Raw genomic sequence first — 14,149 nt, forward strand, 5'->3', positions numbered from 1 at the left:
TGGCATTCGCCACCGTCACCACGCCATCCCCACCAGCAGCCTCAAACGCCCCCGCCACCACATTCGCCCACGACACATCATTGTCATTCGCCGTGATGTAGGACTCAAAACCCGAGAACACCCCAGCAGCATCCAACCGACCCCAACCACAACTCCCCACAAAATTCGTGTAGGCCGTCTTTGCCGTGGCAGCCTTCGGTCTCAGCTCGTTGTTGGCACCAGCCGAGCTCGTGGCAAAACTCCGCAAATTCGCAGGACGCCCCGACGACGTGTCGGTATACCCCGACCCCTCCAAAGGAGGCCGATACTGCGGTGTCACCGCCGTCACCGAGAACTGCGGCTGCGGATCAGGCGGCCCCACCGGGGGAGCCTCACCGCCGGTGAACCAGTCCGCCACATGATCCCAGAAACCCCGCTCATCCTGACGCTGCTTCCACGCCCTGGCCGTCTCCCGACGCTCCTGCTCCGCCCTCGCAGCCCTCTGAAGATCCCCCACCGCAGTCGCCACCTCACGCAACCGGGTCACCACCAGCGATGCATCCGAGGCCTGAACCTTGCCGTTCTGCTCGAACAACTGGGCGTAGTACCCCGAGAAGTCCTCCAACCCGTGTGACAGCCAAGCAGAGCGGGAGGAAGTCTGATTCTCAACCGTGTCCGCAGCATCAGTACACGCCGTGATCAACGCATCAGCATGCTCATGATTGAACTGAACATTCTCCGAGATACCCTGCATCACATCACTCACGCTGCGTTCTCCTGACTCTGTGTGGACGATGAAGCTCCGGGAGCAGCGGGCCTACCGCTGCTCTGCTGGCGTGCTGAGGTCATGCCAACACCAGACCCTCAGGGGCTCGGCTGGACCGCTTGGATCAGCTCCACCGTGCCACCGGAACAGGCATAGCCGCGCCCCGTGCTGATCCGCACCGGGGCCCGACGGGGGAGCTGTGCCCCCAGGATCTCCCCGTCGAAGTCGACATTGGGCTGCAGCAGGACACCACAGCGCGACTTCCGCAGGGTCTTCGTCCAGTGGTTGTAGAGGCCGCGCAACTCGTCGGAGCGTCCCGAGGCGATGATGTGCAGATTCGGCGGAGTGTTCTCGACCAGGGAACCAAGGGTCTTGTCGGTGTCCGCGAAACGTTCTCCATCGTCGATCAGCAACAGCACAGGACCGGTGTGCAACCTGATCGCCGCGAGCACCGATGCCGTGGCATCCGGGGAGTCGGCCACCTGATCGAGTCCTGTCGCGGTGGCGAGTGGGGAGCGCCGGGTGCACAGACCGAACACCTTCACCCCGGGGTGCGCGGCACGGGCCCCCTCCGCGATCGCCAGCAGCACTGACGACTTCCCGGAGCGTGCAGGACCAGCGATGATGGCGTGTTCCCCCTCGAAGAGTTCCAGACAGTGCGGTTGCAGGTCGGATGCCCGCAGCCCCACCGGGAGCTGCCAGGGCTCACCGGTGAGGACCGCCGTGGCATCCAGGTCCCCCGGAGTGATCGACTCAGGCAACCTACCCACCACGGACTGCTTCGCGAGGGCATCCGGGTACTGCGCCGCCACCTGGGTCACTGCCTCCGGCAGGGAAGCAGTCGGGGTCGCGACATGGGTCTGCAGCTTCGTCTCCACCAGCACGGCCCGACCGGGGCCACCCAACGGGGCATCCTCTCGACGAAGACCGGAATTGGTGTAGTCGTACGGATCAGCCAGCTTGAACAGCCACTTCTGGGTGGTCACCTCATCCATCGCGGGTGGGATGGTCTTCGCCCGCGTGGTGGCCACGGCGATGTGGATGCCGACATCCACACCGTCGGCGTACGACCGGTACAGGCCATCCAGGAGAGGCTGACCGACGTAGTCCTGGTACTCCTCCCTGAGGGTTGCCATGCCATCGATCAGGACCAGCAACTTGCGGTGCGACGTGTTGCCGACACTGCGTCTGTCGAACTCCTCACGGATGTACTTCAGCAGCCGGGTCTGCTCCTCACGCGCCGCCGATCCGGGACCGACGTAGGCGATGGTGTGGGGAAGATCCTTCAGCGGCTCCAGATCCCGGTTCGAGACGTCGAAGAGCACCAGGTCCAGTTCATGGGGCGGGAAGTGCGCACACATCATCAGCGCGATGCTCGCGAGGGTCGTCGTGGTTCCTGAACCGGGAATGCCGGCGCAGATGAGGTTGCCCCGTTCGAAGTCCCAGCCGGCCGGGATCTGCCGCTGGTTGCTCGGATCATCGGAGACCGCGAACCACACGTGTGATCCGGCCACACTCCCCACCACCGGCATGTCCTCGTGCCCCGGCTCCCCGAAACCTGCCAGCTGCACCCGCTCGCCCAGCGCCTCCGGCCAGACCTTCCGGGGGCGGGCGTAGCCGCGTTGCGCATTCGCCTCGACGATGGCGTCGATCAGTTCGTCCATGTCCGTCTCATCGGACCTCGTCGTCGACGGCTTGCGTGACGGCGGCGGTGGCGGCGGGCCGAAGACCACCTCGGTGAGCTCCAGCTCGACGGCTTCCTCCTCCTCCACCCGTCCGGTCACCAAGGCCGTCTGGACCGGGGTGATGTCCTCCTCACCCAGTTTGACGTAGGCGCGCCCGCGCTGCTCCCGACCGATGGCGGAGGCGTGGGGCACGCCGATCACGTTGGAGGAGTCCTCCCGGCTCTGCACCCTGAGCGCCACCCGGAGGTTCGTGTTCGCCAGGATGTCGTTGTTGACCACACCGGCCGGACGCTGTGTGGCGAGGATCATGTGGACACCAAGGGTACGACCCACCGCCGCGACGCTGACCAACGCGCTCAGCACGTCCGGATAGTCCTTCGCCAGCATCGCGAACTCGTCGACGACCAGCAGCAGCCTCGGCATGGGCTCACTCGGGCCGGTGGCCCAGTAGGCGTCCAGGTTGTCCACGCCCTCCCCGGCCGCGGCGAACTTCTCCATCCGGTACCGCATCTCGGCCTCGAGGGCGAGCAGGGCGCGCTCAGCGAGCTGTGCGTCGAGGTTGCTGATCGTGCCGATGGTGTGCGGCAGCTGCTCCAGTGCCTTGAACGCGGCACCGCCCTTGAAGTCGATGAGGATGAAGGTCAGGCGCGTGGGGTCATGACGTGCCGCCAGGCCGCTGACCACCGACCGCAGGAACTCGGACTTGCCGGACCCCGTGGTGCCTCCCACCAGGCCATGGGGGCCGTCGCGCACCAGATCGAGCTCGAAGGAACCCTTCTCGCCGACACCGATCGGCGTCGAGAAGTCCCGGGAACGACTCCAGAACCCCAGGATGTCCTCGGCGGTGAGTCGGTGCACGCCCAGCAACGGGTTGAGCCTGGTCATCCGTGGGATCGACGCACCGGGCGTGAACAGTTCCGGGTCCTCGAAACGGGCGAGGCTCATCGCCACCTCGCGGGCCAGCTCCAGGCCCATCCCACTGCCGAGCACCTCCTCGATGTCCACCCGACGCTCCGGGTACGAGATGGTGCACTCGGCGTCGTCACCCACGGTGATGATCGACGTGCACATCGCCGGGAGCTGCTCCAGGGTCGGCGCGATCACGATCCCGGAGATCTCCAGCACCGCCCGGTCACTGCTGCTGGGACGCTGATCGCGGCCCTGGCCGAGAAGCTGGCGGGCCGTGGACTCGCGGCCCTCGGTGAGGACGTCGGAGTCCAGCAGGAGCAGCATCGCCGGCGTGGTGAACCCCTGCGCGGAATCCCGGATCGTGCGCAGCAGGGCATCGCTGCGCGCACGTTCGTGACTCAGCCAACGATCCCCGTTGGAGGACTGCAACATGCGGGTGTGCGGCAGCCACTTGGTCCACTCCCACTCCTGCTCGCGGCCGGGGTCGACGAAGACCCCGACCGTCAGGTCCGCCGGGCCACAGTGCACGACGGCCTGGACCAGCAGGGATCGGGCGAAGGCCAGGGCGGTCTCGCGTCCACCGACGATCCCCACCACTCCGGCGTTGGAGAGGTCAGCCACGATCGGCGCGGCCGGGATCACCGTGTCCGCGAGAACCTGTTTCACCTCCTCGTCACGGTTGGTGGGTGAACGATCGATCAGCGGCGGGGACCACGGAACGTTGCCGAGACCGACGTGCAGGGCCAGGAAGTCCGAGGTGCCGTGACGGCGCTCCCACAACCTCGTCGTGGGCAACGTGGCCCGCAATCGAACCGTCGCCACGTCCGGAACCAGGTCCTGCATCCGGGCACGTTCCTCCAGAGCTGCGTCACGGATCCCGGAACGCAGCACCTCGAGTTCCTCCTCGAACTTCTTGGCGGACTCACGGCGCTCCTTCTTCCCACGTGACTTCTGGTCGAAGAACGAGCCGACGGCCATGAGCGGTGAGAGCCCCCCGATGATTGCGTACCGCCAGCTGCCCATCACGCTCACCATCACGACGGCCATGAGCAGGGGCGACAGCACCATGATGAGTGGGAACCGGCTCTGGACGTTCACCTCCTTGCGCTTCGGCACGCTCAACTGCTCCGGCTCGGGGTAGCTGCCGGGCCTGGGTGGGCGGTTGAACGGCACGGTGCCGACGGGGGTGACGTTCGGCAGCGTTCCCGGCCTGGGGGCCAGGGTCTCCTGGTACCCGGAACTGACGGTCAACGAGTTACCGCCGGCGACGATGACGGCCCCGTCACCGAGCTCGCGCGAGTCCTCCCCCTCGACGAGGAGCCCATCGACGAGGGTGCCGTTGGTGGACTCGTCATCATGGATCCTGACGACGTCATCGGCGATCTCGAGTGAGGCGTGCCCCCAGGAGACGCTGTCGGACTCCAGGGGCACATCGGCCTTGGGGGAGCGGCCGATGACACTCGTCCGTCCTGTGGCCAAGGGCACTGTACGGCCGGCGGTCAGGGTGCCACCCAACCTCAGGTGCCATCCCGTCGGGGGATCGGGCACCGGGACCGGTGTGCGGGAGATCGTCACGGCCTCCAGCAACCGGACCTCGTCCAGCGGGGTGTCCGCGCGGAAGGCACGATCCGCCACGTGGATGAGCTCGTCATCGGCCACGCCCGCTCCGGTCACGTGCTCGACGAGGGTCTTCAGCGTCGTGGACCCGGCGACCGTGAGCAGCTCCAGTTCATGGATCACACCGTCCCACTCGACTGCCACCCGCATGGCTCACGAACCCCTTGCGGCTTCGAACCACCGCAGCATGGGGCCCTGACCAGGACGTTCAGTGGCGTGATCGGTGGTGCCGACGAGCGGTACCGGGCCACCGTCGACGAGTGCGGCTGGTCGGGAGAAGTTCAACGACGGCCCCACCAGCCCGTGGTCATGGGTGGCCGACATGCCCGGCAGCGTCGCCAGGACGATCTTCGGATCGCTGCTCCCGGCCTGTGCAGCCGCGGTCACGAGGGCGACGGTCGCATCGTGACTGGCCGCATCGGCCGCGTAGGCCACATCCGAGAACGGTGACTGTTCGAAGTACCGGGTGGCCTCGGGATTCTGGGCGGTGCTGTGGATGGCGTTGAGGAACGCCGTGACGGAACTCCCGGTGGCATCCGGACGCGACCCGGCGGGATCGTCGGTGGGCAGCCCCACGGTCCAGTAGGTTCCGTTCAGGCTTCCGGTGGTCTCCAGGAGCGTCGTGGAGAAGGTCGGGCTGGTGGCCGCGTTCGTGAGGATGATCGGGAGACCGAGCCCGGAACTGCGCACGGCAGCGGTGGCGAGCGCCGAGGTGGTGGCGTCACCGAGGATCACGATGGTGTCGGCCCCTTCGGCCGCGGCCTCCGTCAGTTCCTTCAGGAATTCGTCGTGGTCCTGGGCGCCGGGGTCGAAGTAGACCTCGTCCTGTGGTGCGAACCTCAGCGGTTTGATCGATCCCGGGGCGGTCACCTGGATCACATGGCTCCCTCCTTGGACCTCGAGGGTCTGGTGGAACGCCTCGTCGTGGGTGGACCGCAGCAGGCCCGTCGCCCAGGCCCCGTCTGCGAGGTATCTGTCCTCGGTGAGGTAGGGCAGCAGCACCGCGGTGTCATGTGTCCGGGCGGCTGCGATGGCATCGACCACATGCGTCCCGGAGGTGGCCAGGACGATGCCGGAGACCCCTTGGGTGACGAGTTCATCGACGGCGGCGCTGCTGCCGGCCGGGGTGCCCCGGTCATCCGCGACGACGATCTCGACGTCATGACCACCCATCTGGAACCGCTCGGCGGCGACCCTGGCCCCCTCGGCGGCCAGCGGCCAGTCCGCTCCCTCTCCCGGTGCGGAACTGAGTGTCACGATCACACCGATGCGTACCTTCTCCGGCAGTCCCTCGGCGGTCAGTGCCACGGGCTGCGGTGGTGCGGCGACCGGGGTGAACGAGGGCTCCGGGTCAGGCTCCTGCCCGGTGCAGCCCACGCACAGCATCCCGGCCAGCAGCAGGGCGAACACGCCGTGGGTCCTGCGTCCCGGCCACCGTGTGACATGCCGATCGAACATCTCGAACATCCTCGCAAGAGCCGCCCGGGGGCCGCCGTCGTGCCTCACCGGCTCTGCTCCGAGCGGATCTGGATGGTGTAGACGGTGGCGGTCCGCGCCCCGGGGCTGCTCTCCAACTGGAACAGCGGGAGCTCGTCGGCGACGTCCAAGGAGGCCAGGAAGACCGCGCGGCGCTTCTCGATGCTGCTGACGTCCTCGCTGCGGACATTGGCGAATGACGTCGTGGCGGTCGTGGCGAGGGTGACCTGTTCATCCGTCGTGGCGGCTGCCGCGGTGGAGGTCGCCATCGTGCCCAGCAGCCCACCTCCGTCGACGGTGGGGTCACCCAGGTCGGCCAGCGCGTTCTGGAGATCCAGCACGAGCTGTGCCCTCGTGCCGTCGATGTCCTGCGCGGAGTTCCCCAGGTTCTCGGCGAGCGCCTGACCGCCGACACTGAGCTGGTCCGAGATGAAGGCAGCCGCGCCGTCGCTGGTGTCCCGCAGCGCCTGGGCACGGTCCTCGATGGTCTGCTTGCTGTCGGCGGACAGGCCCCGGGAGACCTCCCGCAGGTCCTTGGCCGAGTTCCTGGTCGAGGCGTCCCAGGCCTCCGCGGTGCGTTGACCGTCGACCCTGATCTGGCGGATCGTCGGGTCGATCGCCTCCGACACGTCCTCGTTGACGTCCTCGATCACCTGGTCGAAGGTCTTGCGCAGGTCCTCCTGGAGCTGCTTCTGGGATGCGGCGAGCTGGTCGAGATCCTGACCCAGCTTGGTGTTCGTGGTCTCGAGCGTCGTCAAGGACTCCTTCAACGACTCGCGTGCCGAGTTCGCGGCGTCGTCGTTCTGTCCACCCAGATCCTCGAGACCCGTGACCTGTTCCGACATCTTCTGCTCAGCAGCACGCAGCCTGGCCAGGAGGGCGTGCCCGGAGGTCTCCTCGTCGCCCTCCGGGGACATCTCGGAGGAGATGGTTCCCCAGGCCTTGTGCTGCTGCCCCAGCTGCTCCTGGAGCGACTGGGTGTTCGCGTCCCTCGGGATCTGCAGCTCGGACCCATCAGCCAGGACACACGGCTCATCGGTCAAGGACCCGTAGACACGGGCCAGCTCGTCCGCCGGCTCGTCGCTGTTGCGGAGCAGCGTGCACAGCTCCTGTGCGGCCTCGCGGTTCTGCTTGGTCATCCGGTTGGTGTTCTGTTGCTGGGACTCGGCGAAGTCGTGTTGACGCTCCAGCCAGCTCTCCATCCGGCTGAGGTCCTTGGAGAAGTCCTGCAGGGCCTCGCGGAGTGCCTGCACATCCGGTTGCGTGATGCCCTCGTCGAGTGCCTTGACCCGCTCGTTCACCACGGTCAGGGCCTCACCGAGTTCCTTGTGGGTGGCGAAGGTCGCATCGAGGCTCTGGGGCTCCAGGGTCATGAGCAGTGCGTCACGGTCCTGGCCGAACTGCCGGGTGATGTTCTCCTGCGCGGTGGTTCGGGCCTCCCACAGCGCACAGGTCACCGGGACCTGACGTTGTTCCGGCTCCACCCCCTGCACGGCTCCGGACTGGTCGTCCTCGACCCTCCCCACCGGTGGGGGAGCGGGGCAGGCGCCTTCCTGACTCGGGTCCTCGGGGCCGAGCGAGGCGAGGATGGACTCACGTACCGAACCGCGGCACTCCTCGGAGGCGGTGGCGTACTGGTCGAGCTGGGTGGAGACCTGGGCGAGGAGCCCGGCGACGCTGCCGTCGCTCGAGGCCGGGACGACCCCACCGGAGCAGGCGTCACCACCGCTCGCGGGTGGGGTGGGGGTGGCGAACTGGTTGGGGTCGCCGAGCAGGCCTTCCATGGAGGCCACGCCCTGCTGGAGGGTGCTCAGCATGGCGGACTGGCTCTGGGAGAGCTGTGAGTCCAGGCTGTTCTGCAGGCCCTGGAGCTGCGACACGAGCGCCTGGGTTGAGTTCTCCACCTGCTGGTTCGACTGCTTCAACCCGGTCACCGCGTCGGCGCCGAAGGTCTCCGTGGAGGTGGAGAGGACCTTGCGGAGCTCGGCGACCGACTCACCGACGTCGTCCAGCACCAGTTGGACGTCACCCGCCAGGGCCACGGTGCGCTCCAGGAGCTCGGTCTCGGACTCCATCGCGCCGTCGAGGAAGGAGGCGCGGGGATCACTCACCACCCCCGGGTGCACGCTCAGGTCGAACTCGGGCACCTTCATCTCCTGTGCCTCGACCACCAGACGCAGCGTGGCGGTGTCCGTCGTGGCAGGCGGGGAGAGCAGCGTGGCCCACTGCACCGACGTGGTTCCGTCCGGCAGCTGTGCGAGCACCCCGTTCGTCGAGGAGGCATCCTGTTCCTCACCTTCGAGGACGACGGCGGACGGAGCCGTTCCCGGCAGGGTCGTGGCTGCGAAGATGGTCATCGGGGCACCGACCAGCGCCTGCTCCTGCAGGCTGCGACCGCCGGCGTCGTACTGGACGGTGGTGGGCCGCATGGTGAGGTTCTGGAGCTTCAACTCGATGACGACCCGACCCGTGTGGCCCGCGAGATCGGCGAGATCCGTTCCCCGGGTGGTGTCGGTCTGGTAGCTGGTGGTCAACCTCACCGGGAGGTCCTTGGCGAAATCGGCCGGACTGTACTGATTGCTGACCTGCACGGACTTCAACTTCTCCGGGCTCTCCGCCGCCGCCTCGGAGGTGATGCTCCGGATGGTGCCGTCAGGCCCCACGCCGAGGTTGACCGTCTGGAGGATGTTCGACGCATCGTCAGGGATCTCCGTCAGCGCAACGGGATCCGTCGGTTTGTCGGCCACCCCACCGAGGAAGAGCAGCCCCACGGTGAGCACGGCTGCAAGTCCTCGAACCAGCCAGGCCCGACCTTGTCGTGGAGAAGAAGCAAGCACCCTGAGTCCCCTTCAGGAGATTGACGAACGTTGCTACAGTAGCTGTTGCGGGGATCACCCAAAAAACAGGCCTTGTCACGAAAGTCACCAACGAGTCCGGCCGGTCGGAGCGAGTGCTCCGGGCCGTGGACGAATCCACGTGGCACGCCCTTGCCGTGACCCACTTCAGGAAGGACACCCCTTGGACTCGGGAACTCCGTTGGGAGCCAATCACCGGCTGCTCGAATCGGTGGGTGTGGGGGCATCCGGGGAGGTCTGGCGGGGAGTGGACACCCGGGACGACGCAACGGTGGCCGCGAAGGTCCTGCACGCACAGCACGCCAGGGACCATGACGTGGTCGCCCGTTTCGTGGCGGAACGTTCCCTGCTGACCGGGCTGGAGCACCCCTCCGTCGTGCACGTCCGTGACCTCATCGTCGATGATGGGCGTCTCGCGATCGTCATGGACTTCCTGCCCTCCTCCGCCAGGCAGGTGTTGGCGGAGCTCACGACCGTGCCACCAGCGGCGGCCGTCGGCATCATGATGCGTGTCCTCGAGGCGTTGGCCTACGCCCACGGGCGACACGTCGTGCACCGTGACGTGAAACCCGACAACATCCTGCTGTCGGAGACCTGGGGCGACCTGGGGCCGACGGATGTCCAGCTCACGGACTTCGGCATCGCCCGGATCGTGGGGGACGGGGACTCGTCGTCGACCGCCGGGATCGGCACGCCCGCCTACATGGCGCCCGAACTGATCGAGACCGGGCAGGCCGGGCCCGCCAGTGACGTCTACAGTGCGGGTATCGCGCTCTACGAGCTCCTGTCGGGCCGCACCCCGTTCGGCAACTCAGGTACCGCGATGACCATCGGCCTGCGCCATCTCCGTGAGATGCCGCTGCCGCTGCCGGTGCCCGAGCCCCTGGCCGAGGCACTGAGGGTCATGCTCGCGAAGGATCCGAAGGAGCGTCCGACGGCGGCCGAGGCCGCTGAACGGCTCAGGGAGATCCTGCCGGGGTGCAAGGATGAGCCCGCGTTGGAGCCGCTTCCTGACAGCGAGCTGCGTCAGGGTACGATCCTCAAGGGGGTCGCCCCCAGACCGCAGTCGGTCGTCTCTGCCGACACCCCGTCCTCACCCCCATCGGCACCCAACCTGGGGCACTCGGCGAGCGACACCGTCCTGAAACCCCTCCAGGAACTTCCCGCGACCAGACCGGTCGTCACCACCGACGAACCGAAGCGGTTCAGCAGGAAGAAGGTCATCGCCCTGGTCGCAGCCGTCGTGCTCGTCGTGGGTGGGGCCGCCGCACTCATCATCCCACGGGTGCTCGGTTCCCAGGCCGAGAAGAAGGAGGCCGCACCCAGTGCGGCTCCCAACGCCACCCAGTCGGACCAGCCGCTCCCGACGGGGCTGACCGTGACGCGTACGGCCACCTATGAGGCCTCACAGAAGCAGATCCGGCTGGAGATCCGCTACGCCGCGCAGAACTCCCCGCTGAGTGGCCCCTTCCTCGAGGTGGTTCCGGCGCCCGGGGACGAGCCGGGGTGCGCCGAGGTCATGTGGGCGGACGGCCAGGGTGCCGCGCACAGCCCGTCAGGAACCGGGATCACCGCGCGCTGTGGCTGGAGCCTCACCCCTGAGCCACTGCAACCTCAAGGTGGTGCGACGGTCACAGCCACCATCCCCGTGACGGCGGGGGACCTCTCCGTCCAGGACCTCGACCAGTGGTTGTCGGCCCTGTCGAACGGGACCAAGGAGGTGGTCACGGACAGTGACCTCAACTCCACCGCCTATCCCGTGCAGCGGATGACGGGGATCCAGCTGGTGGCCCCACCGAGGGTCTTCAGCCAGGTGCCGCTCGAGCTGACACTGTTGCCCGTGTGGCCCTCGGGGGTCGATGAGCTGCACCCGTTGCTCCACTCACCGTCGGTGGGCAGGCCCTCGAGCATGCTGACCGCCATCGCCGGGGAGCAGGGGGTACGGTTCGCCGACGGCTGTGGCGGGGCACTCCGGGTCTCCCCGGACGGGCTCACCGTGTCCACGGTCTCGATCTCGCCGTCGTGCCGGGTGAACGCCCAGGTCGGCAACTTCTCCTTCATCACCAGCAACGAGTTCGTCATCACGGCCCGCAGTTGAGCCGATTTTCGCGGTATCGACAGGGGTGATCCGATCGGTTGCTAACGTAGGCGCTGTCCTCATCCCGCTCCGCACCGTGTGGAGGGGGAACCATCGACACCGTTAGGAGTCACATGAGCCGCGTTCTCTCAACCGAAAGTGCCAAGACGGCCATTCGTCAGATTCAGTCCATCATCACCGGCGGCCTGACCGATCAGATCAACTCCCTGGACTCCCAGGGGCAGATCCTCTCGGATCCCAACAACTGGGACGGCCCGCTGGCCGAGACCTTCCGCAACGCCACGTGGCCCGAGACCAAGTCGGCTCTCGACAAGGCCACTCAGGAGCTCGAGGAACTGCGTCAGCAGTTGGAGACGATTGCGAGCAATATCTTCTCCGCCGGCGGCGGTTCCTGATCCGCTGCGTGAAGACAGAAACTCGGGGTGGGCGTCCGATCGGACGCCCACCCCGAGTCATGTGACTCCCACGACGACGTGGTCGAGGGCGCTCACTCCTGGTCGACCGCACCCAGCCACAGGTCCAGGCCGTCGTTGCCCTCCCAGTTCGTGACGTTGTGCATCTCCCAGTCGGTCAGCAGGATGTCGTGGAAGGCCCGCTCCACCCGGCCGCGGTCCGCCGCGTCGATGCCCGTGATGACCAGCCTGGTGTGGGGGAGGACGTCACCCCACAGGCCCGCGTCCCCGATGGACAGCTGCCCACCGGCACCGTCCCAGGCCACCACCATCTCCGGTCGTGACGGCACCCAGGTGCGACCCCGGCTGCGGAGGCGGCCTGCACCGATCAGTTCCACCTGTTCGTAGAGCCGTCCCGGGTGCAGGGGACGGTCACTGGAGAGCACCAGGGTCCACACCCCGTTGCAGTCGTGGGCGGCGTGCTGGTGTGGTCCCGTGGGGTCCACCCGGGCCTGGGCGGAGAGGAAGTCGTGGCTGCGTGACATGAGGGCGTCGGCGTCCAGCTCGTGGATCACGCACCCGGGACGATCTCCCAGCAGGTGACTGAGCGCCGTCCTCGTCGCCTCGTCGGGAGGGCCCAGCGTGGCGACGACGTCCGCGAAGTCCATCTGAGCACACACCGCTTCCCCGGCGGCCCGCTCGTCGTGGGCGGAGAGAGTGAGCCCCAGGTCCTCCAACGTGGCATCCCCGAAGACGTCGTCGACGACGGTGGTCTCATCCACGACGGTGAGCACGGCGGCCAGCTGGGCCGGGAGCGAGCCGTCCTGGATGGCCTCGATGACCTGCCACGTGACGGCCTCTGGGGCGGCGGTCAGGGGCAGGGAGACCACGACGTTGGTCCAGGTGCGTTGGTCGAGGATGCGGATCAGGGTCGGGACGAGATCCTCGCGTGTGGCGCAGGAGACGCAGCCGTGCCCGAGTGTGACCGAATCGCACTCCAGCACGCCGGTGGTGTCCCAGATGCGGCGGTTCAGTTCACCGCTGGGGGAGAGGTCGTGCTGGATCACCAGGCAGTCCGGAAGGTCGAACAGCAGGGCACTCGTGGCGGTGGCCCGGGCCACCTGGTCGAAGGCGGCCACGAGCACGATGCGTGAGGTCACTTCGTCTTCCCGTAGCGCTGCTGGAACTTCTCCACCCGTCCGGTGATGCTCAGCTTGCGGGCCTTGCCCGTGTAGAAGGGGTGGCTGTCAGCGGTGATCTCGACGTCCACCAGGGGGTAGGTGTTCCCGTCGGTCCACTCGATGGTCTGCCTGCTGGTCATCGTCGAGCGGATCAGGTAGGTGGCCTGGGTGGAGATGTCGCGGAACACGACGGGGCGGTACTCGGGGTGGATGCCGGGCTTCATGGTGGACCTCGCTGGTCGGATTGGAACTTGGACTGCGAACCATTATCATTATCTGTCGGCATTCGCACAACCTGAGGAGTCCCATGTCGCGCCACTGTGATGTCACGGGGGCCGTGCCCGGTTTCGGGCACAACGTCCCGTGGTCCAAGAAGAAGACCAAGCGTCGCTTCGACGTCAACGTCCAGTCCAAGCGGTACTGGGTGCCGTCGCTGGGACGCACCGTCAGGCTCACCGTCTCCGCCCGTGGGATCAAGGTGATCGACGCACGCGGCATCGACGCGGTGGTCGCGGACCTCATCGCCCAAGGAAAGAAGCTCTGACATGGCCAAGAAGAACGACCTGCGTCCACTCATCAAGCTGCGCTCCACCGCCGGCACCGGGTTCACCTACGTGACCCGCAAGAACCGCCGCAACGACCCCGACCGCATCTCGCTGCGCAAGTACGACCCGGTGATCCGTCGCCACGTCGAGTTCAAGGAGACCCGCTGATGGCCAAACGTTCCAAGATCGTCCAGAACGAACGTCGCAGGCGCATCGTCGCCCAGCAGGCCGAGAGGCGGGCGGCACTGAAGGCCGTGATCGCCGATCCCGACACCGATGCCGACGAACGGTTCGCCGCCGTGCGGAAGCTCGCCTCGCTCAAACGGGACGGATCCCCGGTGAGGGTGCGCAACCGGGATGCCCTCGACGGTCGACCTCGCGGCTACCTGCGGGTGGCGGGGGTTTCGAGGGTGCGATTCCGGCAGCTGGCCCACCGGGGAGAGCTGCCGGGGATCGTCAAGTCCAGCTGGTGACCTGCTGACAAGCGCGAAGGCCCATACCAGAGCGTCGCCGGACGCTCAGGTGTGGGCCCCAACTTTCGGGAAAAAATGTGATGATTGGCCATAAAGACCACAGAAAACGTCTACCTCGTGGTCCCGAGTGCAGTTAACTTTCCATAGATTCAAAGGACATGTTCGACAGAGGG

11 protein-coding genes are annotated in these 14,149 nt (G+C 67.1%); 5 read left to right on the top strand and 6 right to left on the bottom strand.

Features of this window, described 5'->3' with window-relative positions; genetic code table 11:
- The 4 genes from EII34_RS04400 to EII34_RS04415 all read right to left on the bottom strand — a co-directional run.
- Window positions 1-745 (bottom strand): hypothetical protein (locus EII34_RS04400; protein ID WP_221620197.1); only part of this gene is annotated, 745 nt, incomplete at its 3' end.
- Window positions 746-843: 98 nt separating this feature from the next.
- Window positions 844-5,106 (bottom strand): FtsK/SpoIIIE domain-containing protein, encoded by a 4,263-nt coding sequence (locus EII34_RS04405; protein ID WP_124843337.1) that lies wholly within the window; start codon window positions 5,104-5,106, stop codon window positions 844-846.
- Window positions 5,107-5,109: 3 nt separating this feature from the next.
- The gene (locus EII34_RS04410; protein WP_124843339.1) at window positions 5,110-6,414 is read right to left on the bottom strand and encodes an ABC transporter substrate-binding protein; all 1,305 of its coding nucleotides are present in this window, start codon (window positions 6,412-6,414) and stop codon (window positions 5,110-5,112) included.
- A 44-nt stretch (window positions 6,415-6,458) separates the two neighbouring features.
- A complete protein-coding gene (locus tag EII34_RS04415) occupies window positions 6,459-9,212 on the bottom strand; it encodes a coiled-coil domain-containing protein (protein ID WP_185711176.1) in 2,754 nt (917 codons plus the stop codon).
- A 238-nt stretch (window positions 9,213-9,450) separates the two neighbouring features.
- Between EII34_RS04415 and EII34_RS04420 the strand changes: the two genes are divergently transcribed.
- Together EII34_RS04420 and EII34_RS04425 are read left to right on the top strand one after the other, a co-directional pair.
- A complete protein-coding gene (locus EII34_RS04420; RefSeq protein WP_185711177.1) occupies window positions 9,451-11,385 on the top strand; it encodes a serine/threonine-protein kinase in 1,935 nt (644 codons plus the stop codon).
- A 113-nt stretch (window positions 11,386-11,498) separates the two neighbouring features.
- Entirely contained in the window at window positions 11,499-11,780 is a 282-nt protein-coding gene (locus EII34_RS04425; RefSeq protein WP_124843346.1) for a pyrophosphorylase, read from the top strand.
- A gap of 92 nt (window positions 11,781-11,872) precedes the next feature.
- On the opposite strand, the gene EII34_RS04430 is transcribed toward EII34_RS04425, so the two are convergent.
- Together EII34_RS04430 and EII34_RS04435 are read right to left on the bottom strand one after the other, a co-directional pair.
- Window positions 11,873-12,937, bottom strand: a complete 1,065-nt coding sequence (locus EII34_RS04430; RefSeq protein ID WP_124843348.1) for a CobW family GTP-binding protein — start codon at window positions 12,935-12,937, stop codon at window positions 11,873-11,875.
- A complete protein-coding gene (locus tag EII34_RS04435) occupies window positions 12,934-13,182 on the bottom strand; it encodes a type B 50S ribosomal protein L31 (protein WP_124843350.1) in 249 nt (82 codons plus the stop codon). Before EII34_RS04435 ends, EII34_RS04430 begins: the two co-directional genes overlap by 4 nt.
- A gap of 83 nt (window positions 13,183-13,265) precedes the next feature.
- Here EII34_RS04435 and rpmB point away from each other — a divergent pair, with 83 nt between their 5' ends.
- The 3 genes from rpmB to rpsN are packed head-to-tail and all read left to right on the top strand — an operon-like array spanning window position 13,266 to window position 13,976.
- A complete protein-coding gene (gene rpmB / locus EII34_RS04440) occupies window positions 13,266-13,502 on the top strand; it encodes a 50S ribosomal protein L28 (RefSeq protein WP_124843352.1) in 237 nt (78 codons plus the stop codon).
- A gap of 1 nt (window position 13,503) precedes the next feature.
- Window positions 13,504-13,671, top strand: a complete 168-nt coding sequence (gene rpmG, locus EII34_RS04445; protein ID WP_124843354.1) for a 50S ribosomal protein L33 — start codon at window positions 13,504-13,506, stop codon at window positions 13,669-13,671.
- Window positions 13,671-13,976, top strand: coding sequence for a 30S ribosomal protein S14 (gene rpsN / locus EII34_RS04450; RefSeq protein ID WP_124843356.1), 306 nt, complete (start codon window positions 13,671-13,673; stop codon window positions 13,974-13,976). Before rpmG ends, rpsN begins: the two co-directional genes overlap by 1 nt.
- Window positions 13,977-14,149 lie beyond the last annotated feature (173 nt).

Origin of the sequence: Arachnia propionica (assembly GCF_003859805.1) — a bacterium.
GTDB lineage: Bacteria > Actinomycetota > Actinomycetes > Propionibacteriales > Propionibacteriaceae > Arachnia > Arachnia propionica_C.

What these genes read in the sequence shown, in the direction of transcription:
- EII34_RS04405 (WP_124843337.1), bottom strand. Translation starts at nt 5,106, where the DNA reads ATGCGGGTGGCAGTCGAGTGGGACGGTGTGATCCATGAACTGGAGCTG.
- EII34_RS04410 (WP_124843339.1), bottom strand. Translation starts at nt 6,414, where the DNA reads ATGTTCGATCGGCATGTCACACGGTGGCCGGGACGCAGGACCCACGGC.
- EII34_RS04425 (WP_124843346.1), top strand. Translation starts at nt 11,499, where the DNA reads ATGAGCCGCGTTCTCTCAACCGAAAGTGCCAAGACGGCCATTCGTCAG.
- EII34_RS04435 (WP_124843350.1), bottom strand. Translation starts at nt 13,182, where the DNA reads ATGAAGCCCGGCATCCACCCCGAGTACCGCCCCGTCGTGTTCCGCGAC.
- rpmB (WP_124843352.1), top strand. Translation starts at nt 13,266, where the DNA reads ATGTCGCGCCACTGTGATGTCACGGGGGCCGTGCCCGGTTTCGGGCAC.
- rpmG (WP_124843354.1), top strand. Translation starts at nt 13,504, where the DNA reads ATGGCCAAGAAGAACGACCTGCGTCCACTCATCAAGCTGCGCTCCACC.
- rpsN (WP_124843356.1), top strand. Translation starts at nt 13,671, where the DNA reads ATGGCCAAACGTTCCAAGATCGTCCAGAACGAACGTCGCAGGCGCATC.